Consider the following 20,606-nt stretch of genomic DNA (forward strand, 5'->3'; position numbering starts at 1 on the left):
GCACACCCTACTTCCGGTGGACGGCGAGCGTGCCCGCCTCGGCCGCCTGCGATCATATCCACCGGTGCCCGCCGACGCGTTGTAGTGATCCTCGGCCGGTGCGCCAGGCGACGCGCCGAACCTTTTCGTAATCGGGACGAAAAGGACCGGCAACCCGGGTGGTCTGTGTATCGAAATGATCAAGATCTTCGCCGGTCCGTGCGACGTTGGCACAATGAAAGGGCTTGATATACAAGCAATGTCGTCGTTGTGATCTCGATCACCACGCGGCGACGCACCCGAGTGCGGGTCAAGGGGGCTGGCGGCGTGTCGGCGGCTGCGGGAACCTGAGTGCAGGTCGTGGGCGCGGCGCGTACGGCAGGCCCTGGTGAGGGAGTGATGGTGTGAGGACGAAGCGGCGAAGCGACACCCAGGTGGTGTGCGGACGGCGGGCGCTGCTCGACGAACTCGGGATCTCCGAGGGCGGTCGTCGCGCGGCGCCCGAACGCACCGGATACGGCTGTGGTTGCCCCGATTGCGTTGCGAAGCAATGGAATACCCAGCGGCTCGAACATTGGATCTGTGGCAGGCTGACGGCGGCGGGCGCCGACGAGGCGCAGGTGGACGCCCGGGTGGGCGATATCCCCGTCGACATCTACTGGCGCCGTGGCGAGCGGCGCGGCGTGGTCGAGGTGCGCAGCGGCCCCCTCGACATCACCGCCGCCCGCGCGCACCGCGAACGCCTGCGCGAAGCGGGCATCGACGACGTGCTGTGGGTGGTCCCGCGCGGGTACTGGGTGCCGCTGGTGCCCGCGGTCGGTATCGCCGACTTCGCGCCCGCCGGTGCCGAATACCGTATCGATCAGGGCATGCTCACCGCCGGTGAGTCGGGTTTCGCCGCACCGGTGCGGGCGGGCTGGGCGCTGCGGGAGTTCCTCGAGGGCTGGGTGGCGGACGACATCGCCTGGGGTCATGTGGATGTGATGAACGGAGGGTGGGCCGAGATGGGCACCTGGGAAAAGCACACGGCGGCGCAGGCCGCGATGATCGAACGTCAGCGCAATCAATTGCGCGACCAGCGAGTGGAACTGGCGGTGTCGCGGCAGGCCGTGCGCGACAAGCAGCGGTTGGTGACCAGGCTGCATCACCGCATCGAACGCGCGGCCGCAGCCGCCGACGCCCATGCCATCACCCTGGCCGGCTTGCGCAGCGAGCTGGTCGCCCAGCAGCGGACCGCGGCGGGCCTGCGCGCCACCATCACCCGGATGGATCGCACCCTCGATCAGTGGCAGTGGCTCACCTGCTGCGCGATGCTGCTGGTTGTCGCGGTGCTCGCCGGGGCGATGGTGATGCGCTGAGCCGCATCGGCAACCGGTCGAACTGCCAGTCGTTGCGCAGTACGAGGGTGGCCAGGTCGAGTAGGTCGAGGCCCGTCTCGGTGAGCACGGCGGCGAGGGCGACCCGGTCGTAGGGGCCGGTGGCCAGATCGGCGGCGATGCGCTGTTCGGCGGCCGCGTCGACCGGGCGGGTGCGTAGTTGTGCGGTGCCGATCGCGCTGCCGGTCCAGGTGAGCGCACCCCAGCCGCGTTCGTGGGCGTGGGCGCGCACCAGTTCGGCCTGAAGCCTGTTGTGGTGGAACATGGTCCGGCCCAGCGGTACCACATCGATCAGCACCGTTCGGCCGTCGCTGAGCCGGGCGGCGACCGAGGGGTAGTGCACGTGGTTCTCACCCGCGAACGTGTAGGTGAGGGCGGCGGGTTCCTCCTGGAATGCCGCGACGGCCGGGCTGGCGTCGAGCGTGCGCAGCAGGCGGGCGACCAGCGCCGAGTCGTAGGCGACATCGCGTCCGGCCTTGGCCAGGTAGAACCGGCCGCGCCCGTCGTCGTCGGCATCGGCCACCCGCGCCGAGACGGTGGGTAACGGGGCAGGGGAGCCGTCCGGCCAGTCGGTACCCGCCAGCACGGCGTCCAGGTCGTCGATGTCGTCGTCCGGGGCGTGCAGTTTGGCGAGGATGCTCGCGGTCTTCTTCTGCCAGCCCAGGATTCGCTGCATGACATAACCGGCGACCCGCCGCGCGTCGGTCTGGTCGTGTCCGGCCAGGCGCAACTTCAGATACGACCACTCCATGGCGACCAGGTCGGTGTCGGTCGCGTAGGTCTCGGTGAGCAGGGTGCGCACCAGGCGCAGATCGCCCGCCTCACGCGGATATCGGTGGGCGAACACCTCGGCGGAGCGGTGTCCGGATCGGGTGGCCTCGCGCAGGATGCGCCCGATCGCCTTGGTGTAGAGCTGACGGGCCCGGTCGCGGGCGAGGTCGTAGCGGGCGCCGACGCGGGTAAGGGTTTCCGGGCGCTGCCCGCCGATGCCCAGGCGCAGCCCGACCACCCGCGCCTCGCGTGCCGCGCGTTCGGCGTGGTCGACGAGCAGTTCGCCGACCAGCTCGTCGAGCTCCTCGAGCTCGAACGAGACGTCGGCGGCGATGTCGTGGCCCGGTTCTCTCATGATCGCGTCAGCGTAGCGGCGAACACCGACAATGTTGTGTCACAGCGACGTCAGGTACTCGCTGTAGAACAGGCACAGCCCCGTCGCCGAGGCGATGCCCGCCAGCACCCAGAACCGGATGATGACCGTCGTCTCCGGCCAGTTGTCGAGTTCGAAATGGTGGTGGAACGGTGCCATCCGGAACAGCCGGGTGTGGGTGGTGCGGAAGACGACGATCTGCAGCACCACCGACATGATCTCGGCGACGAACAGTCCACCGAGCACCACCGCGAGCAGTTCGGTGTGGCTGGTGATCGACAGCCCGGCCAGCAGACCGCCGAGGCCGAGGGATCCCGTGTCGCCCATGAAGATCTTGGCGGGCGCGGCGTTCCACCACAGGAACCCGACACAGGCCGCGGCTCCGGCCGCGCTCACCATCGCCAGGTCCAGCGGGTCGCGGACGGTGTAGCAGGCGCGGCCGGGGGTGATCTCGCAGGAGTGGTCGTACTGCCACAGCGTGATCACCACGTAGGCGCCGAGGGTCAGGGTCATCGACCCGGCGGCCAGGCCGTCGAGCCCGTCGGTGATGTTCACCGCGTTCGACCAGGCGACCACCAGCAGCACCACGAACAGCACGAAGAACAGCGACGCGAAGGTGATGGTCGGGATGTCACGCACATACGACAGGTTGCGGCCCGCCGGAGTGAGTCCGGTGGCGCCGGGGAATCGCAGCACCAGCACCGCGAACACGACCGCCGCCGAGATCTGCCCCAGATATTTGCCCGCCGCGGTGAGCCCGAGATTGCGGTGTTTGCGCAGTTTGATCGAGTCGTCGAGAAAACCGACCACGCCGAGCGCCGAGGCGAGCAGCAGCACCAGAACGCCCGACGCGCTGGGACCCGGTGCGACCCACAGTGTTCCGATCAGGTGCGAGCCCAGGTAGCCGCCCCACACGCCAGCACCGATGGCGAGACCACCCATCGTCGGTGTGCCGCGTTTGGTGTGGTGGCTGGCGGGCCCGTCGATCCGGATCTCCTGCCCGAAACCGCGCCGCGCGAACACCCGGATGAGCACCGGGGTGAGCGTGATGGTGATGAACAGGGCGATGCCCGCCGACAACAGGATCTGTCTCACATTGCCCCTCCGTCCCGCCTGTCCCGCCATCCGCTGCGGCCCCGGCGGCGCCGTGCCGATCCTAGGGGAGGCCGCCGGGTTGCGGCGCGGGAGTGATCGGGGTTACAGGCTCTTCGGTCGCACGGTCATGGTCAGCACCTCCGGGACCGCATCGAGGGCGCGGCGTACTTCGGTGGCCAATCCTTCGGCGGTGCGGTCGTCGTGGGCGGTCCACGCGCCGAGCGCGCAATGGAACGCGGCGACCAGGATGTCGACGGCGAGGCGTAGATGCAGGGTGCGGTCCTCGCCCACTTCCAGTTGGCGGTGCAGCAGGGTGACTGCCGCGCCGCTCGTCCGATCGCAGAATTGCAGATTGTGCCCGGCCATCGACGGGGTGACGCCCACGAGGCGATGGCTCAGCGCCGCGCGCCGTGGCCAGTCGCCGACGGCGACGCGGTCGACGGCGGCCAGTAGCGCGTCCCGGAGCACGCGCAGGAGCTCGGTTTCGCGTGGCTCGCCGCGTTCCAGCTCTTCCAGGAAGGCGAGCCAGATGTCCTGCAGTGGCGCCATCGCCACGTCTTCCTTGCCTGCAAAGGTGCGGAAGAACGTGCGCTTGGAAATCTCGACGGACTCGCACAGCTCGTCCAGGGTGACGGCATCGAACCCGCGCTCGGTGAACAGCCGGAGAGCGGAGTCGATCAACGCGTGCCGGGTTCGCAGCTTTTTCCGTTCGCGCAGCGGCAACTCGTCTATCGCTACGTCCATCGTCTCAGCGTAGCGATGACCGACAGCGAATGCCACTTGACAGCAATTGCCACTCAGTGGCATTTTTGCTGCGCGGCTGATCTGCCGTGTTGTCACAAGAGAAGGCCTTGGATATGCGAGCACTGCTGGTCGACCGTTCCGCGCCCGCCGGACTCCGCCTCGGATCGGTCCCGGACCCCGATCCGGCCCCGAATCAGGTGTTGGTGCGGGTTGCCGCGACTTCGTTGAACCACGGCGAGGTGACCCATCTCGTTCCCGGCGCCGACGCGGGCACGGTTCTGGGTTGGGATGCGTCGGGGGTGGTCGAGCGTGCGGCTGCCGACGGTTCCGGACCGGCTGTGGGCACGCCGGTGGTCACGCTCGGACCGGCCGGTGCTTGGGCCGAATTGCGGACTGTGGATACCGAATTCGTCGGAGTAGCACCGGTAGGTGCCGACCTCTCAGCCCTCAGTACAGTGCCGGTGGCGGGCGCGTCGGCGTTGCGCGCATTGCACCGGCTCGGCCCGTTGCTGGGGCGCAGGATTCTCGTCACCGGTTCGTCCGGTGCGGTCGGCCGTTACGCGGTGCAGCTGGCACGCCTGGGTGGTGCGGAGGTCGTCGCGGTGACCTCGAATCCGGATGTGTATGGCGACAGCATGCGGGAGCTCGGTGCCGGACAGGTGATAGCGGACCCGACGGAACTCGATGGCCGCGTCGACGGTGTGATCGACCTCGTCGGGGGATCGCAGATGGTTGCCGCCTTCGAGTCGCTCGCGGAGGGCGGGACGCTCGTCTCGGTCGGGCATGCTTCGGGTGCGCCGGAGCAGTTCCCGTTCGGCACCTTCTTCGGCGATGCGGGCAGGCACGACCGATCGATCGTCACGTTCTTCCTGCTCGGCTGCCGCGATCTCGGCCGTGATCTCACCTGGCTCGCCGACCGGGTCGCCGCGGGCGTTCTCGACCCGCAGGTGGTCTGGCGAGGCGACTGGTCCGCCGCGGATGAGGCGGTCACGGCGTTGCGGGACCGCCGGCTGCACGGCAAGGCCGTCCTCGAGCTGGGCTGACCGGTCCGCGACGCAAACAAGTCAGGCCCCCTCGAAAGGGGGCCTGACTTGTGGTGCGCGATACTGGGATTGAACCAGTGACCTCTTCCGTGTCAGGGAAGCGCTCTCCCGCTGAGCTAATCGCGCGAGGTGGAGACGGGAATCGAACCCGTGTGCACGGCTTTGCAGGCCGTTGCCTCACCACTCGGCCACTCCACCGCGCAAAGGAGGATGGCATATTGCTAGTGCCTAACCTACCTCTCGAGCGGATGACGGGATTCGAACCCGCGACCCTCACCTTGGCAAGGTGATGCGCTACCACTGCGCTACATCCGCATTCACACTTCCAGAGGAGCTCGTCCCGGGGGCTTTGCTGCTCTCCGTGGTGCGATGAGAACATTAGCCGACGCGCGGCGAAGACTACAAATCGCCTGGTTAAACGGCATAAATGTGAATTACATGCGTGTTGTCCGGTGGCGCGGCGATGACGGGTGGCCGAACTTCGGGTACTGCGCCGCGCCCGCACGTTCCGGTCCCTCCCGTCTACCGGTCCCGTCGCCCCGAACTTCCCGTTCACAAGGCGATTTGGTGTCTCCCGGGTACCCCGTGCTAATGTTTCGTCTCGTTCGAGAGGCCGCACAAACAGCCCCTCGCAACCATCCCGGTCCTATAGCTCAGCGGGAGAGCGTCCGCCTCACACGCGGAAGGTCGCTGGTTCGAAACCAGCTAGGACCACAAAAGAAGCAGGTCAACACCTTTTCGGTGCGGGCCTGCTTTTTCGTATCCTGCGGGTGGCGGCTTACGATCGCAGCCCCGTCGCGATACGGACGAGGTCGGCGACAGCCTTGGATCTGCTGTGCGGCGGCCAGCAGATGACCGTCGTGACAGGCGGCGCATCCGACACCGGCACGACCGCGAGCGTGTCGCTCAGCTGAGCCCGAAGCGACTCGGGTACGACCGCGCAAGCCCGCCCGAGCGCGATCAGCTGCATCAGCTGGCTGTAATTGCGAACCTCAGGGCCGGGGCCGTCCGGGAAACTTCCATCGCGCCGAAGCCAGCGCGGTATGGGCAGATCCGACAGGGCACCGATCTCAGTCATCGACAGGTGGGATCGGCCGGCCGCAGAGTGCCCCGCGGGCAGCACAACGACCTGCGGCTCGGTATGCAGATCCTCGGTGTCGAACCCAGCCGTCGAGTCGTACGGCCGATGCAGCAGAGCGACATCGGCAGACCCGTTGCGCAACAGGGCTTCCGGTTCACCGGGCCCGCACAGCACCACCTCGACAGGCACAGCGCCGACCTCGGCGGCGTAAACGTCCAACAGCCTCGACAACAGTTCGCTCGACGCACCCGCCTTGGCGGCCAGCACCACACCCGGGCGGTCGGCAGCGGCCCGGCGAGTACGGCGCTCAGCGGCTTCGACCGCCTCGAGCGCGACCCTGGCCTCCCGTAGCAGCACCGATCCGGCCTCGGTCAACGCGACCGCGCGAGCGGAGCGCCGCAGCAGAACCGTTCCCAGTCGCCGTTCGAGCCGCTGGATCGCCCGCGACAGCGGTGGTTGCGCGATCGCGAGCCGCCGCGCCGCCCGCCCGAAGTGCAACTCCTCCGCGACGGCGACGAAGTAGCGCAACTCCCGGGTCTCCACCAGCGCATCGTAACCAGCCGCCACCACCGTCGATACCGCTGCGGTATCGCCGCCGACCCAGTCGGTATTGGTCACGCCGCCCGGCCGCGCCGCAGCATCGAGAGGCCGTCACTACCCATGACAGCCCTCGCTCGAACACAGGAGTACCGATGATCAACGTCGCAGTGATCTACTACAGCCGCACCGGGAGCATCAAGGAGCTGGCAGAAGCCGCGGCCGAGGGCGCCGCCGGTGCGGGCGCCCAGGTGCGCTTGCTCCCGGCGGACGCGGCAGGCAACGCCGACCTGGAATGGGCCGATGTCGTCCTGTTCGGGACACCCAGTCACTACGGCACGATCGCCGCCGGGCTCAAGACGTTCATCGACGGCACCGGCGACCTCTGGCGGACCGGCCGACTGGCCGACAAGGTGTACGGAGCCTTCGTCTCCAGCGCGAGCACGCACGGCGGCCAGGAGACCACTCTTGCCTCCTTCACGACGATCTTCACTCACTGGGGCGGGATCATCGTGCCGCCCGGCTTCACCGCGCCGGTGCCTGCCGCCGAACAGATGCGGTCCGGCAACCCCCACGGCGCCGGACACGTCGCCGGCTTCGGCGACCCGCCGACGGAGTTCGCACTGGCCGCAGCCCGCCATCAGGCGGGACGTGCGGTCGGGGTGGCTGCCCAACTGGCATCGGCCACCGCATCGGCTCGGTAGTGAACTCGCGGGTAGCCATCTCGATGCTGCCTCCTGGGCCGTGAACGTGCGTTACCCGGATTCGGACGTTCCACATTCTGGACCGCTATGTTTTCCGATGGGCGCGCGATGGGGGTCGGGTGACTGTGTGGGTCGGCGGTGAGGGCGGCGCGGTGCGATCAATGGGGCCGGTGGGCGCCGGATCACCCGCCTCACCAGGCGTCGCGGCGATCATGGGGAGCCCATGCCAGTTCGGTACGGAATGCCCGAATTCGGCCGAGGCGTGATCGCGCCATGCCGAGGGATCCGAGATGCGTTTGCTGAAAGTGTGCTGTAGGTATCCTTTGCGCGTCCTGATAGCCAGGGCCGATCGATATCCGTTCGGCCTCATGAGAATCGGAGGTCTGCGCGCACATGGTTCCGCAACGCTCGGTCCCGCGTCCGGCGGTACTCACGCCCGGCGCTGCGACATCGCAATTCCGTCCCGTACTGCTCGACGCGTCGAGCCGGGAAGGACTGCGTGACCTGGAAGCGCTGGCGGCATCGAGTGCTGTCGGCGCGGTGCACGACACGATCGAAGATCAGCTCGACGAACTGATTCGCAGCGAGGACCCCGCTGTCGCCCACTCGGCGGACTCGCTGGCGGCGGCGCGTCACCGGATCAGTGGCGAGACGCCGCTGTGGCGGTGGGGGACATGGGTGTTCTATCCGTGGAACGGCCGACTGGTGCATGTGTTGCCACGCGAGGATTTCCAGCGGCTGCGCACGGATCGCAACCGCGACAAGATCGACCGGGCACAGCAGCACGACCTGCGTGGACGGCGGATCGGTGTGGTCGGCCTTTCGGTGGGCAACAGCGCGGCCGTCACGCTGGCCATGGAAGGAGTCGGCGGGTCCTTCCGGCTGGCCGACTTCGACAGTCTCGGGCTGTCGAACCTGAACCGGCTGCGGGCCGGGGTGGGTGATCTCGGTGTTTCCAAAGCCGTGCTGGCGGCGCGCCAGATGTTCGAGATCGACCCCTATCTCGACATCGAGCTGTTCACCACCGGGCTGACCGAGGAATCGATCGGGCCGTTCTTCGACGGCGTCGACGGCACCGCTGCGCTGGATCTGCTGGTCGAGGAATGCGACACGGTGTGGGCGAAAGTCGCCGCTCGCGAATACGCGCGGCGCCGAGGGATTCCGGTCCTGATGGACGCCAACGATCGCGGACTGCTCGACGTGGAACGGTTCGATCTCGAACCCCACCGCCCGCTGTTCCACGGCCGGATCGGTGATTCCACCTCGTCCGATGTCGCGCGGATGGATCGCGGCGAACTGCTGTCGTTCCTGCTCACGGTGGTCGACGAAGCTCGGCTGAGCCCGGCGATGCGCGACGCCATCGGTGAGATCGGCCGCGGCCTGTCCAGCTGGCCCCAACTCGCCTCCGGCGTGATGCTCGGCGGTGCCCTGGTCGCCGACACGGCTCGACGCATCCTGCTCGGCGAGCTGATCCCCTCGGGGCGAACCTATATCGACCTCGACGAACTCATACCCGCGTTAGGACAGGGGATCTCGCCGGAATTCGTGCGGACGATGGAGGAAGTCCGATGACCATCGACCTGCGCAACGTGGAACTGATCGGCGCGCGGCTGCGACTGCGTGATCTGCGAGCCGACGACCTCGACGTCTACCAACGGATCTTCACCGACCCACAGCTGACCCGATACATGGGCACCGACAGCCTGAGCGTCCAGGCGGCCGCCGCGTCGTTCGACGCCGCCCTGCGCTCCCGGGGCGAAACTCCGCGGCGCAAGTACACATTGGCGATCACCGCGCCGGACGACGACACCATGGTCGGCACCATCGGCCTGCTGGTGGAGGACTTCGGCAGCAACGCGATGATCGGCGGTCTGGTCGTCGTTCCGGAAGGTTCGCTGCGCGCGGGCGGTATCGAGGCCGGACGGCTCATGGCGGCATTCGCCTTCGGGCCGCTCGGCATCCACCGGGTCTGGGCGGGCCATCGGCACGATCATCCCGTGATGGACACGGTGATGGCGGGAGTGGGCTTGACACCGGAGGCGCGGCTGCGGCAGCTGTATCGCACCCAGGGCCAGTGGCGCGATGTGTGCACCTATGCGGCGTTGCGACCGGAATGGGCTGCGACGGCGACCGCCGCCGAACGTCGAATCCTCGCATCGCGGCCCGCCGAGACAAGGGAACACGCCGCCGCCGGGCGCTGAAATCCCTTGCGCGACCCTGCCGAATCGGGCTCCGGACTCGCGTCGGCGCGATAACATCGCCGACTACAGGCCCCCGTGCAATCACCTTTGCCCGAATTGCCACCACCCGATGCGCGCAGCGGCCGGCGACGGGAGGGTCTCCACCGCCGGCGAGGATCCGAAGTGGAGATCACCGATGGCAGTGCTGATCGATTCCGACTACTTCACGCCGGCGGACCGGCGAGAGGCGGTCACCGCCATCCTGCAGGAAGCCGATATCGGGGCGAACCTGCGGATGTGGGATTCGCCCGCCGAAGTGGTCAGCAGGCACCAGGCCTGGATGCTCGGCCCGATCGCGCTCACCCGTTCGGAGGTATCCGGTCACCAGGTCTGGCGGACCAGGCGGCATGAGCGGACAACGCCGAGCGACACATTGACGGTCACCGTCCAGAACGGGCAGGTCCGCAGGCACGAACAATTCGGCGCGCAAACGCTGATCGAACCCGGCGCGTGCGAAGTGATCGACCTGGCGACCACCTTCGCCTCCGGCTGGCACGGCCTCGGCGGAACGCTGTGCCTGCAGCTGTCGAGAGAACGCCTCGGCATCTCCCCGGAAACGGTCGTCGCGGCCCACGGGCGGCTGGCGGCATCGCCGCTGTATCCCATGGTCACGGCACAGATCCAGCATCTCGTCCGGATCGCCGACCAGCTCGAAACCGATCCGGCCGCCGCCTCGGTGGGCGAGTCGTGCCTGGAAATGGTTCGGGCGCTGCTGATCTCGGCGGCCGGTCGCGGGCCGGGCGACGGTGCCGCCATCCCGGAGCAACTGCTGATCGAGCAGATCCTCGGGTATGTGCGGACACACCTGTCCGATTCGACCTTGAAGATCCCCGCGATCGCCGCCGCCAACAACATCTCCGTGCGGCATCTGTACAAGGTGTGCGCCCAGTCCGGGATCAGCCTCGAGCAGTGGATCATCGAGCAACGCCTGGTCCGGGCTCGTGACATGCTGGTCGACAGGGGCTACGCGCACCGGTCCATCGGTGCGGTGGCCGGGGCCGTCGGCTTCCGCGACGCCGCGCATTTCGCCCGGCGATTCCGCGAGGCGTTCGGCATGACACCACGAGACTGGCGCCGCAGCGCCACCGATCCGGACAACCCTCCGAAATAGCCGGATTCGGCGTCCGAATGCACGTACGTTTGTGCGTGCACAGTCAGTGGCCGTGCAGTCACAGACTCCTTCACAGGCCGATTCCCCGATACCTTTCGAATGTGGCTGCGCGAGACCGCATTAGGAGTTCGAGTGTTCGCCGATGGACACCCGTGCCGATGCGGTCCGTGCCGAGGGCATCGAGAGAGAGGGGAGACCATGTCGGCGATCGGCAAAGCGATTCGGGCGGCAAGGATGGCCTCCGGATTCACCCAGGCGGAGTTGGCCGACTGGATCGGAATTGCGGACGGAAACCAGATCAGCCGCTGGGAACGCGGTGTGGTGACACCCAGTGCCGACAATGTCTGCGAGTTGTCGAGGGTGCTCGGGGTGCGTCTCGACAGGTCTGTCGGAGACGCGGTGTCGTGCTGATCTGAATGCCGTTGCGCCGGCTCGAGGCAGGTCGGGTCGGCGCAACGGTCGGTGTTCGCCCCAGGCTACGAAACGACCTGTGAGCTCAGGTAGCTCAGGAGGACAGGGACGTCGTCGGCGTAGTCGATGTGGGCGCGGGAGGCGTAGAAGTTGGCCATGTCCACACCTTGGCGAGCCAGTTGGGCGAGTTCCTCGGTGGTGGCAGGGTCGGTGAGGCTCAGCAGGGTTCGGGTGGTCGCGTGCAGGTCGGCGCGGATGCCCGCGGCGACCGGGCCGAACACGGAGCCGGTGAGGTCGGCGCCGTCGGCGATCAAGGACGCCAGTTCGGCAGCGGCCCCGAGGTGGTCGTTGCGGTCGAGGGATTCGACCGCACGCCAGAGAGATTCTTGAGTTCGGCCCGCTCTGTCGGCAATACCGAGCAGGTCGATGTGCGCGAGGGCGTCGGCGATGACACCGACAGCCGCCGTCCGTCCGGTGGGGTCGACGGCGGCAGCCGCGCGGACCACCTCGGCGACCAGCACACGATCCACACCCGCGGCGGCCTGGACCAAGGGCGACAGGGCGGCGTTCAGGGCATCCGCGGCCCGGCGCGCGCTGCGGATATCGCCCGCCGCGATGAACTCCGGGAGGCGGGTCAGGTTGTCGGTGATGGTCGGCAGGTTCGCCGCGGTGGCAGTCCATCCGGCCCCCATCGTGACCGCTTGCGCGATCAGATTGTTCGGATCGACCGTAGGGGGAACGAGGTTCGCGATCGGCCCGGGATCGCCACTGAGTACGCGGCCGACCACGGCGAGGAACGGGGAGGTGGCCGAATCGAGGGCACAGTACAGATCGCCGTCCGCGCACAGAGTGCGAACCCGGTCTGTCAACGCGCCGAAATCGCGGTCCCGGGCCCCGGCGATACCGTAGCCGGGCTGCGGATCACCCAGGGAGAGCGTGGTATCCGGATCGCGATGTGGATCGGCGAGCAGCCCCACACCGACCACTCGATCGGCATCGATGGGACCGTCACCATGGCCGATCGCGGTCGCGAGATCACCGACACCGTCCGCGCCCTGGCTGTAACCGGCCAAGACGACCCTCGTCGAGTCGCACAGGCCGCGCAGCATACGGTCCAAACGGGATTCCAGGGTGCTCAGCGACTCCGCGTAGCTCAACCCCAGATCGAAAGCGCTTGCGGCATAAGGGACGTAGAGCACCGTGATGTCACGCCCGAACCGCTGTCGCAGGCCCTCGCCGACCGGCCGCAGCATCCCGACGGGCACCTCGGGATCGGCGTCCGGCGTCGTCTCCCAGGTCCCCGGCGCCAGAATCGCCGTATACGGGGTACAGGGCTGCGCGCCAGGCGTTTCCGCCCGCGCGACACCGACCGCCGCGGTCCCGACCGCGACAACCGCGACGGCCAGCACAACCACACTGAATCTCGACAACTTGTTCATCGACCAATTCCTCTGTTGCCGAAGGATATTCGCGACGCTGCCGAACCGTGCCGACCCGTCGTGACCAATTCTCGCCACCCGCCGCCGGTTACGTCGACACTTTCAGGCACAGTTTCATTTCAGATTTGATCCTGACAGCGGGCACGGTGCGACTGGTGTCGTCCATCAGAGGTCGAGTCGTGCACCGTCGGCACAGGTAGCGCGTACGGATCTCGCTGTGCGGCTCAGCCGATCGTGGAGAGTGCGGCGACGAGTTCGACCCGGCTGGCGATCCCCAGCCGTGGATAGATGCGGTAGAGATGCGAGCCCACCGTGCGGTGGGACAGGTAGAGTCGTTCCGCGATCTGACGGTTGGTGAGTCCCTCGGCCGCCAAGGTGGCGATCTGAAGTTCCTGGGCGGTGAGTTGATCGCGGGCGGAAGGGGAGCGGCGGGCGCTGGCCTCGCCCGCGGCGCGGAGTTCGGTGCGGGCTGCTTGTGCCCACGGGTCGGCGCCGAGGGCGTCGAAGGTGTCGCGTGCCTCGCGTAGCGGTTCACGGGCTTCGGCGGTGCGGCGTAGCCGGCGCAATCGGCGACCGTGATGGAGTTGCAGCCGGGCGCGGTACAGCGGCCACGTGCCCGCATGACCGTGGACAGCGGCGGTGTAGGCGGTGTCGGCATCGGCGTCGTCGGCGAGTACGGCGCGGCAGTACTCGTCGACGACAAGGAGCATCGAGGCGGGTACCCGCTGCGCGAGCCGCGGCAGATCGGCCAGTACCTCCCTCGCGAGACTGATGTTCCCGGAGGATACGGCGGCGTCGGCGAGTTCTGGGGCCACCCACCAACATTGCATGGGGTGACTCACCGGGTCGTTCGGATCGAAGACCCGGATCAGCGCCACGAACGCGTCCTCGGCTCGCCCGGACAACAGCAGCAGCACCGCGCGGGTCTGCTGCGCGACGATCTGGATACACCGCATTCCGGTGGACAACGGACTGGCGCCGACCGCGCGTAGATGCTCGGTGGCCAGTTCGGTTTCACCGCGCAACGCGGCGACCATGGCCAGATTGGCGCGACCGGTGGCGGCATAGAACTCCTGGCCGTTCTCCTCGGCGAACGTGCATGCCTCCTCGGATTCGGCACGGACCCTGTCCCATTCGCCGAGCCAGATACGAGTCCAATTCCCCGCGCCGAGAATGCCCGAGAGCAGCCCGAGTCGGCCCTGGTTGCGGCTGACCATAGCCGCATCATCGATGTAGGCCATGCCGCGGCGGAAATCGCCGAGGAACAGCGCGGTGAAGCCGAGCGAACGCAGAGCGTCCGCATCGGTGCGATCGGGGTCGAGCTGATCGAGGTGCGCGAGGATCCCCGCGCCGCGCTCCCACGGCATGCTGAGCGCGCCTACCGCGAGGACGCGGGGATCGTGTGCGGGCAAGCCGAGGGAATCCAATCGGTCGGCAATCCTTTTACGCGATACCTCGTCGGCGTCCTGGGACGAGCAGCGCGCGGCGGCACACCACAGGACCCCCGCTGCCAGATCGGTGTTTCCCGCCGCGTGCACGTCGGCGGCGATGCCGACGAGCTCCCGGATGCGGCGGTCGGAGTCGCCGTAGCGCTGGAATCTGACGACTTCCTCGACCGCCGCCAAGCGCCCCCTTTCGATCGGCCCGAGTGCGCTGAGGTCGGCCCGATCCAGCAGGTCTACGGCCTCGCGTCGGGCGCCGGTCTCGCTCGCGAGTTCCGCGGCCTGCAGGAGCAGGGCAGTCGTGCGTTCGGGGCGCTCGGCCATCTCCGCCGCACGGTCCAGGGCGGCGACCGCGGCCATGATCGCGCCGCGAGCTCGCGAACGCTGCGCATAGTCTTCGAGCTGCGCGGCGATAACGTCGTCGGTACCGAGGGTGGCGGCGGCACGATGCCAGAGCTGTCTGTCGGGGAAGTCCGAGAGCACCTCCGCCAGGATCGAGTGTGCGCCGAGCCGCTGCGTCAGCGGTGCCCGGACATAGGTCGCCGAACGCATCAGCGGATGCCGGAAACGCAGGAGCGGACCCGCCAGCTCGACCAGGCCGGCGTCGATGGTTTCTTGCAGGTGTCCCGGACCGACCGGGGCACCGAGGAGAGCGGTGGCCGCCCGCAACAGCCTGCCCGCGTCGCAGCCGACATCGGCGGCCAGGACGACGAGCAGGACCCGGGCAGGCTCGCTGAGTTCGGCCGACCGCGTGGCGAAGGCGGCTTCGAGGCGGGCGGTCAACGGGAAATCCTCGGTCAGCCGATCGGTGGTCTGACGCATCGCGCGGGGTAATTCGATGAGCGCCAACGGATTTCCGGCGGCTTGGCTGAGCAGCCGGTGGCGCACGGTGCTCGACAGCGTGGGCGCTTGCGCCTCGAGTAGAGCGGCGGCGGCCGGTTCGTCGAGCGGTTCGACCGTGATCTCCGGTAACCCTGCCAGGCGGACGGAATCCTCCGACCCGGTGCGGGCGGCGCCGAGTACGAGGACCGCGTCGCTGCCGATGCGGCGCGCGAGGAAGCTGAGTACATCGGCGCTGCAGCTGTCGAGCCACTGCAGGTCGTCGAGGATCAGGATCGTCGGATGAACCGCGGCGGCCTCACCGACCAGTTGCAGCGCGGCCAGCGCCACGGCATACAGGTCGGGGGATCCGTCTTCCAGGCCGAACGCCGCGCGCAGCGAGCGTTGATGAGACACGGGAAGCTTGGCCATCTGCGAGTGGAGGGGACGCAGCAGCTGGTGCAACGCCGCGAACGGCAGTCCCGCTTCGTTCTCGACACCGACCGCGGCGACGACAGTCAGGTGCTGGTCGGTAGCCACCTCCCGGATCCTGTTCAGCAGCGCCGACTTTCCGATACCGGCGGGCCCACGAAGGATCAGCGCCGAGCCTTTTCCGGCGACAGCTCGAGCCAGCAGATCTCCCAATACTGCCGAGTACCGGTCGCGGCCGATCAAAACCGACTGGGACATCTCACCGATCACTGCGAGATTCTGACAGAAACCGTACGGTTTCACAATGCGACGTCGCAGGCAGATGCAGTAATGCGGAGGACGACTGAGTCGTCGACCAGCTTCGAGACTCAGTCGTCGGTGCAGTCGTTCGACTGATTCGCCCAGGGTGGGTCTGCTCGTAATTTTTCTCCCATGACGAACACTTTCACCACTTCCGACGGCGCCGAGATCTTCTTCAAGGACTGGGGGACCGGCCGCCCGGTCGTCTTCAGCCACGGTTGGCCACTGAGTGCCGACGCCTGGGACGACCAGGCGCGATTGGTGGCCGAGCACGGCTACCGTGCCATCGCCCACGACCGCCGCGGCCACGGTCGATCGAGTCAGACCTGGGACGGCAACACCATGGACCGCTACGCCGACGATCTGGGCGAGCTGATGGAGCACCTGGACCTGAACGACGCGGTGCTGGTCGGCCACTCCACCGGTGGCGGCGAAGTCGTGCGGTATCTGGGCCGTCACGGTAGCGGCCGGGTTGCCAAGGCGGTGTTGCTCGGCGCCGTGCCCCCGGTGATGATCAAGTCCGAAACCAATCCCGACGGTATCGACCGGGGAGTCTTCGACGGTATCCGTGCCGGCGTCGCCGCCGATCGTTCGCAGTTCTACTGGGATCTGAGCGAAACCTTCTACGGCTTCGACCGGCCCGAGGCGATCGGTTCCGACGGTGCCCGCCATGCGTTCTGGCGGCTCGGCATGCAGGTGGGGGTCCGCGCCGCCTACGAGTGCGTCGCCCAGTTCTCCGAGACCGACTTCACCGACGATCTGCGGGGGATCGACGTGCCGGTGCTGGTGGCGCACGGGGACGACGACCAGATCGTCCCGCTGCACGCCTCGGCGATGCGATCTGCCGAACTGATCAAGAACGCGACGCTGCGCGTGTATCCGAATGCGCCGCATGGGCTTTACGGCGAATTTCGCACCGCGTTCGAAGCCGACCTGCTCGCTTTCCTCGCGCACTGAACCATCCGAGGGTTCGTCATCGACCGACCGCTCGCAGACAACATCCGCTCGTCCCGCACTGCTCTCCTCGAGGAATCGTTATGCGAATCACCACCGTCTTCAAACTCACCGCGGTCGCCTTGGGTCTCACCGTCGCCGGCGCCGGTTGCGCCGCCGCGGAGCCTGCCCCCGTCAAGCCGACCGTCGTCCTCGTCCATGGCGCCTTCGCCGAGTCCAGCAGCTGGAACGGCGTGATCGACACGCTCGATCAGCAGGGGCTCACCAGCATCGCCGCCGGTAACCCGCTACGCAGCGTTTCCGGTGACGCCGACACCGTTCGCAGTGTGGTGGCCTCGATCGACGGGCCGGTCGTGCTGGTCGGGCACTCCTACGGCGGCCAGGTCATCTCCCAGGTTCACGATCCCAAGATCAAGAGTCTGGTCTACGTCGCGGCTTTCGCTCCCGAGGAAGGAGAGACCATTGCGGAGTTGTCGGGCAGGTTTCCCGGCAGCACGCTCGGGGAAACGCTGAACAAGGTGGCGCTGCCCGACGGCAGCACGGACCTCTACATTCAGCCCGGCAAGTTCCATCACCAGTTCGCCGCCGATGTGCCCGCGGCCCAGGCCGCCCGTGACGCCGCCACCCAGCGGCCGCTCAACGACCGCGCGCTCAACGGGAAGTCCGGTTCGCCGAGTTGGAAGTCCGTGCCGTCCTGGTTCGTGTTCCCGGACGCCGACTACAACATCCCGGTCGCGGCGCACCGATTCATGGCCGAGCGCGCGAACGCCCGTGCGGTAGTCGAGATCCAGGGCGCCTCGCACGCGCTCGCCGTTTCTCAGCCCGCTGCGGTAGCGAAGGTCATCGTCGAGGCCGCGACCGCGGGCAACTGACCACTGGACTGCTGACTGCGCTGTGTGAACCGTTCACACGGCACGGTCAGCGCTCGGCCAATCCGAGCAGTGCCGCGCGCAGGTCGGGGCGGGGGGCGGTGGCGTCGAGTTCCAGGAGGGCGGTTTCGGCGATCGCGGCGATGAGGAGGACGGCGACGGGGTGGGGGTCGGGCCAGCCGATCGCGGTCAGGTCCTGGGTGGCGATGTCGGCGGCCAGGGCGTTGCGGTGGGCGACTTCGCTGCCCAGGCCCGCATCGGTACGCGCCTGGACCAGCAGGGCTTTGGTGGCCGGGTCGGCCAGGCAACCGTCCAGGTAGACATCGATGCCGGTGCGCAGGCGTTCGGCGCCGGGCGGGAGGTCGGCGATGGCGGCCCGGACACGGGCGAAGAGGGTGTCGTGGAACTCGCGGTGCAGGGCGAGGAGGTACTCCTCGCGGCTGGGCCAGTGCTGGTAGAAGCTGCCTTTGGCCATGCCTGCCCCGGCCGTGATGGCACTGACCGACACCTTGCTCAGGTTCTCGCTGCCGAGCAGGGCACGGCCCGCATCGAGCAGGGCGCGACGCCCGGGCTCCGGAGATCTCATCGGTTCACCTCGCTGTGCGCACACAGAAACGGTGTCACCGTATCGAGGAACAGCTGTGGCGCCTCACAGAAGGGTTCGTGCCGGGTGGGAAGGACCGCGACCTCGGCGTGCGGCAGAGCTGTCGCGAGACCGCGCCGGTTGAGCACCCACGGATTGATCGGATCATTGCGGCCCCACACCACCTGGACCGGGACCTGGATCGGCAGCGGTCCGTTCGCGGCCAGATCGAGATCGGGGTCGGCGATGGTCGCCCAGAGCCTGCGGTACACCGTCAGCCGCTGCGGGTCGTCGCGCACCCGGCGTGCGCGTTCGAGGACCGGGCGCACGGCGCCGCGACCGGGCGGCCCGAGGTAGAGGCGTGCGGCGGGCCCCACCGTGCGCGCGGCGACAGCGTGCGCCGACATGAACCGCGACGTCGCCCGCACAGCAAGGCCATGGGGCACGAATCCGGCCGGTTGCACGAGCACAGCGGCACGCACATGCTCGGGTTCGCGTTCGGCCAGCCGTGCGGCGGCGTACCCGCCGACACTGTTACCGAGCACGACCACGGACCCGAAACCGTGCTCGGCCCGCAGTACTTCGAGAACGCGGCTCGCGATCATCGGCAGCACCGGCGTTCGCAGTGCCGCAGGGTCGGACACCGTCGAATCACCGAATCCGGGCCAATCGAGCGCGGCCACCGGCCACTGCTCACCCAACGCAGGCACGACGGCGGCGAAATCACGATGACCACCCGGATTGGCATGCAGGAGAAGCAATCCCGTCCGCTCACCCGGCTCGCGCCCACTCAGATGCACGGCCACCGCGCCATATCTGGTCTCGACGGATACCCGCATGATCCCCTCCGATCGCTCGACACCAGCATAGGAATGACCGACCGGTCGGTCAAGGCCGATGTGTCAGTCGTGCAGGTATTTGTGGACCAGCATCACGGCCATGGAACCCTCGCCGACAGCGGCGGCTACCCGGTGGCCGGTGAAGGCGCGGACATCGCCTGCGGCGAAGACACCGGGGACGGTGGTTTCCAGGTGCAGGGGTGGGCGGGGGAGCGGCCAGGGGGAGGAATCGCCGACGACGGTGGCGATGTCGGGGCCGGTGAGGAGGTAGCCCTTGGCGTCGCGGGCGAAAGCCGGGCCGAGCCACTTGGTGGCGGGGTCGGCGCCGATGAAGGCGAACAGCCAGGTGGCGGGGACTTCTTCCAGTGCGCCGGTGCTGCGAGTGCGCAGAGTGAGGCGTTCGAGGTGGGTGTTGCCTGCGGCGGCCGCGATCTCGGTGTCGAGGCGGACCTCGATGCGTGGGTTCGCCTCGATCTGCTCGATGAGATAGGCCGACATCTCGGCGGCCGGCGACGAGCCGCGGATCAGCATGATCACCCGGGCCGCACTCTCGGCGAAGTAGATCGCCGCCTGCCCGGCCGAGTTCGCGCCGCCGACGATGTACACCACGGACCCCGCGCACAGCGGCGCCTCGGTGAGTGCCGAGAAGTAGTACACGCCGCGCCCGGCGAACCGGTCTATGCCGGGTGCGTCGAGGGTGCGGAAGGTGGCGCCGGTCGCGATGATCACCGATTTCGCCGACACCTCGAGGCCGCCCGTGCACCGCACGGTGAAGCCGTTCGGAGTGACGTCGAGTCGCTCGGCGCGGGAACTGATCACCAGCTCGGCGCCGAACTTGCCCGCCTGACGCCGTGCGCGGTCGGTGAGCTGGGCGCCGGAGATGCCGTCCGGGAAACCGAGATAGTTCTCGATCCGGGAGCTCAGCCCGGCCTGCCCACCGATCGCCCACTGCTCGAGCGCGACGGTGTGCAACCCTTCCGACGCGCCGTAGACGGCGGCCGCCATACCCGCCGGGCCGCCGCCGACGATCATCAGGTCGTAGTCGCCGGAGCTGGGTTCGGTGTGTAATCCGACCCATCGCGCCAGCTGTGCCTCGTCCGTCGGTCGCAGGGCCCGTCCGGCGGAGTCGATCAAGACGGGCGTGTCCTCGGCACCGAACCCGTGGTCGGCCAGCAGTCGCCGCGCCTCCGGGTCGGCGGGTTGTATCCAACGGCAAGCGATTTCGTTGCGGCTGAGGAATGTCCGGACCGCCGCACACGCTGGTGACCACAGGTCGCCGACGACGGTGAGCGTCGTGGATCCGTGCTCGTCGTGCGAGGTAGAGGCCATTTTTCGAGGGTAGTCCCGGCCGCTGCGACGTCCGGGGAAGCATGACGTCGAGCATGTCGGCGTGGGTGGTGCCGTCCCGGCCGATCACGGCGGTCGCCGAGAACTGGGATCGTCGCTGCCGCTTGTCGAGTGGCG

The 20,606-nt window shown here is 68.1% G+C and carries 18 protein-coding genes and 4 tRNA genes; 10 read left to right on the forward strand and 12 right to left on the reverse strand.

Annotated features, from left to right (window positions below; all coding sequences use genetic code 11):
* Positions 1-383 precede the first annotated feature (383 nt).
* Positions 384-1,337: a hypothetical protein gene (locus AB0I19_RS07460; RefSeq protein ID WP_243749689.1), complete on the forward strand. Its 954-nt coding sequence runs from the start codon at positions 384-386 to the stop codon at positions 1,335-1,337.
* On the opposite strand, the gene AB0I19_RS07465 is transcribed toward AB0I19_RS07460, so the two are convergent.
* The 3 genes from AB0I19_RS07465 to AB0I19_RS07475 form a co-directional block, all read right to left on the reverse strand.
* The gene (locus tag AB0I19_RS07465; RefSeq protein WP_357145747.1) at positions 1,276-2,481 is read right to left on the reverse strand and encodes a hypothetical protein; all 1,206 of its coding nucleotides are present in this window, start codon (positions 2,479-2,481) and stop codon (positions 1,276-1,278) included. The genes AB0I19_RS07460 and AB0I19_RS07465 overlap by 62 nt on opposite strands.
* 39 nt (positions 2,482-2,520) lie before the next feature.
* Positions 2,521-3,594, reverse strand: coding sequence for a phospho-N-acetylmuramoyl-pentapeptide-transferase (gene mraY, locus AB0I19_RS07470; protein ID WP_357145750.1), 1,074 nt, complete (start codon positions 3,592-3,594; stop codon positions 2,521-2,523).
* Between the two features lie 102 nt (positions 3,595-3,696).
* A complete protein-coding gene (locus AB0I19_RS07475; protein ID WP_357145753.1) occupies positions 3,697-4,338 on the reverse strand; it encodes a TetR family transcriptional regulator in 642 nt (213 codons plus the stop codon).
* 113 nt (positions 4,339-4,451) lie between these two features.
* On the opposite strand from AB0I19_RS07475, the gene AB0I19_RS07480 reads away from it, so the two are divergent.
* Positions 4,452-5,381 (forward strand): zinc-binding dehydrogenase, encoded by a 930-nt coding sequence (locus AB0I19_RS07480; protein WP_357145754.1) that lies wholly within the window; start codon positions 4,452-4,454, stop codon positions 5,379-5,381.
* A 51-nt stretch (positions 5,382-5,432) separates the two neighbouring features.
* On the opposite strand, the gene AB0I19_RS07485 is transcribed toward AB0I19_RS07480, so the two are convergent.
* From AB0I19_RS07485 to AB0I19_RS07495, 3 genes are all read right to left on the reverse strand, one after another.
* A tRNA-Val gene (locus AB0I19_RS07485) sits at positions 5,433-5,507 on the reverse strand.
* A gap of 1 nt (position 5,508) precedes the next feature.
* Positions 5,509-5,579: transfer RNA gene (locus AB0I19_RS07490), tRNA-Cys, on the reverse strand.
* 45 nt (positions 5,580-5,624) lie between these two features.
* Positions 5,625-5,696, reverse strand: a tRNA-Gly gene (locus AB0I19_RS07495).
* A 327-nt stretch (positions 5,697-6,023) separates the two neighbouring features.
* On the opposite strand from AB0I19_RS07495, the gene AB0I19_RS07500 reads away from it, so the two are divergent.
* Positions 6,024-6,095 (forward strand) — tRNA-Val (locus AB0I19_RS07500).
* A gap of 64 nt (positions 6,096-6,159) precedes the next feature.
* Here AB0I19_RS07500 and AB0I19_RS07505 read toward each other — a convergent pair.
* Complete coding sequence (locus AB0I19_RS07505) at positions 6,160-7,080, reverse strand: LysR family transcriptional regulator (protein WP_357145757.1); 921 nt, start codon at positions 7,078-7,080, stop codon at positions 6,160-6,162.
* A 74-nt stretch (positions 7,081-7,154) separates the two neighbouring features.
* Between AB0I19_RS07505 and AB0I19_RS07510 the strand changes: the two genes are divergently transcribed.
* From AB0I19_RS07510 to AB0I19_RS07530, 5 genes are all read left to right on the forward strand, one after another.
* Positions 7,155-7,703 (forward strand): NAD(P)H-dependent oxidoreductase, encoded by a 549-nt coding sequence (locus tag AB0I19_RS07510; RefSeq protein WP_357145760.1) that lies wholly within the window; start codon positions 7,155-7,157, stop codon positions 7,701-7,703.
* Between the two features lie 393 nt (positions 7,704-8,096).
* The gene (locus AB0I19_RS07515) at positions 8,097-9,275 is read left to right on the forward strand and encodes a ThiF family adenylyltransferase (RefSeq protein ID WP_357145763.1); all 1,179 of its coding nucleotides are present in this window, start codon (positions 8,097-8,099) and stop codon (positions 9,273-9,275) included.
* A complete protein-coding gene (locus AB0I19_RS07520) occupies positions 9,272-9,904 on the forward strand; it encodes a GNAT family protein (RefSeq protein WP_357145766.1) in 633 nt (210 codons plus the stop codon). The genes AB0I19_RS07515 and AB0I19_RS07520 overlap by 4 nt, the downstream gene beginning before the upstream one ends.
* Positions 9,905-10,079: 175 nt before the next feature.
* Entirely contained in the window at positions 10,080-11,054 is a 975-nt protein-coding gene (locus AB0I19_RS07525) for a helix-turn-helix domain-containing protein (RefSeq protein WP_357145768.1), read from the forward strand.
* 198 nt (positions 11,055-11,252) lie between these two features.
* Positions 11,253-11,465 (forward strand): helix-turn-helix transcriptional regulator, encoded by a 213-nt coding sequence (locus AB0I19_RS07530; RefSeq protein ID WP_225280548.1) that lies wholly within the window; start codon positions 11,253-11,255, stop codon positions 11,463-11,465.
* Positions 11,466-11,530: 65 nt separating this feature from the next.
* Here AB0I19_RS07530 and AB0I19_RS07535 read toward each other — a convergent pair whose 3' ends face one another.
* Positions 11,531-12,904, reverse strand: coding sequence for a cutinase family protein (locus tag AB0I19_RS07535; RefSeq protein WP_357145772.1), 1,374 nt, complete (start codon positions 12,902-12,904; stop codon positions 11,531-11,533).
* A 224-nt stretch (positions 12,905-13,128) separates the two neighbouring features.
* Positions 13,129-15,855, reverse strand: coding sequence for an AAA family ATPase (locus AB0I19_RS07540; protein WP_357145775.1), 2,727 nt, complete (start codon positions 15,853-15,855; stop codon positions 13,129-13,131).
* A 174-nt stretch (positions 15,856-16,029) separates the two neighbouring features.
* Between AB0I19_RS07540 and AB0I19_RS07545 the strand changes: the two genes are divergently transcribed.
* On the forward strand, positions 16,030-16,854 hold the full coding sequence (locus tag AB0I19_RS07545) for an alpha/beta hydrolase (protein WP_357145778.1): 825 nt from the start codon (positions 16,030-16,032) through the stop codon (positions 16,852-16,854).
* 80 nt (positions 16,855-16,934) lie between these two features.
* Positions 16,935-17,723: an alpha/beta hydrolase gene (locus AB0I19_RS07550; protein WP_357145781.1), complete on the forward strand. Its 789-nt coding sequence runs from the start codon at positions 16,935-16,937 to the stop codon at positions 17,721-17,723.
* A 46-nt stretch (positions 17,724-17,769) separates the two neighbouring features.
* Here the strand turns inward: AB0I19_RS07550 and AB0I19_RS07555 are convergent, their stop codons facing one another.
* From AB0I19_RS07555 to AB0I19_RS07565, 3 genes are all read right to left on the reverse strand, one after another.
* Positions 17,770-18,306, reverse strand: a complete 537-nt coding sequence (locus tag AB0I19_RS07555; protein WP_357145783.1) for a TetR/AcrR family transcriptional regulator — start codon at positions 18,304-18,306, stop codon at positions 17,770-17,772.
* The gene (locus tag AB0I19_RS07560; protein WP_357145786.1) at positions 18,303-19,142 is read right to left on the reverse strand and encodes an alpha/beta fold hydrolase; all 840 of its coding nucleotides are present in this window, start codon (positions 19,140-19,142) and stop codon (positions 18,303-18,305) included. The genes AB0I19_RS07555 and AB0I19_RS07560 overlap by 4 nt, the downstream gene beginning before the upstream one ends.
* 63 nt (positions 19,143-19,205) lie before the next feature.
* Entirely contained in the window at positions 19,206-20,471 is a 1,266-nt protein-coding gene (locus AB0I19_RS07565; RefSeq protein ID WP_357145788.1) for an FAD-dependent oxidoreductase, read from the reverse strand.
* Positions 20,472-20,606: the final 135 nt, after the last annotated feature.

The sequence above is a fragment of the Nocardia sp. NPDC050413 genome (assembly GCF_040655475.1).
GTDB lineage: Bacteria > Actinomycetota > Actinomycetes > Mycobacteriales > Mycobacteriaceae > Nocardia > Nocardia coubleae.

Coding starts and splice junctions, on each gene's coding strand:
- AB0I19_RS07465 (WP_357145747.1), bottom strand. CDS start 2,481: ATGAGAGAACCGGGCCACGACATCGCCGCCGACGTCTCGTTCGAGCTC.
- AB0I19_RS07475 (WP_357145753.1), bottom strand. CDS start 4,338: ATGGACGTAGCGATAGACGAGTTGCCGCTGCGCGAACGGAAAAAGCTG.
- AB0I19_RS07480 (WP_357145754.1), top strand. CDS start 4,452: ATGCGAGCACTGCTGGTCGACCGTTCCGCGCCCGCCGGACTCCGCCTC.
- AB0I19_RS07510 (WP_357145760.1), top strand. CDS start 7,155: ATGATCAACGTCGCAGTGATCTACTACAGCCGCACCGGGAGCATCAAG.
- AB0I19_RS07515 (WP_357145763.1), top strand. CDS start 8,097: ATGGTTCCGCAACGCTCGGTCCCGCGTCCGGCGGTACTCACGCCCGGC.
- AB0I19_RS07520 (WP_357145766.1), top strand. CDS start 9,272: ATGACCATCGACCTGCGCAACGTGGAACTGATCGGCGCGCGGCTGCGA.
- AB0I19_RS07525 (WP_357145768.1), top strand. CDS start 10,080: ATGGCAGTGCTGATCGATTCCGACTACTTCACGCCGGCGGACCGGCGA.
- AB0I19_RS07530 (WP_225280548.1), top strand. CDS start 11,253: ATGTCGGCGATCGGCAAAGCGATTCGGGCGGCAAGGATGGCCTCCGGA.
- AB0I19_RS07535 (WP_357145772.1), bottom strand. CDS start 12,904: ATGAACAAGTTGTCGAGATTCAGTGTGGTTGTGCTGGCCGTCGCGGTT.
- AB0I19_RS07540 (WP_357145775.1), bottom strand. CDS start 15,855: ATGTCCCAGTCGGTTTTGATCGGCCGCGACCGGTACTCGGCAGTATTG.
- AB0I19_RS07545 (WP_357145778.1), top strand. CDS start 16,030: ATGACGAACACTTTCACCACTTCCGACGGCGCCGAGATCTTCTTCAAG.
- AB0I19_RS07550 (WP_357145781.1), top strand. CDS start 16,935: ATGCGAATCACCACCGTCTTCAAACTCACCGCGGTCGCCTTGGGTCTC.
- AB0I19_RS07555 (WP_357145783.1), bottom strand. CDS start 18,306: ATGAGATCTCCGGAGCCCGGGCGTCGCGCCCTGCTCGATGCGGGCCGT.
- AB0I19_RS07560 (WP_357145786.1), bottom strand. CDS start 19,142: ATGCGGGTATCCGTCGAGACCAGATATGGCGCGGTGGCCGTGCATCTG.
- AB0I19_RS07565 (WP_357145788.1), bottom strand. CDS start 20,471: ATGGCCTCTACCTCGCACGACGAGCACGGATCCACGACGCTCACCGTC.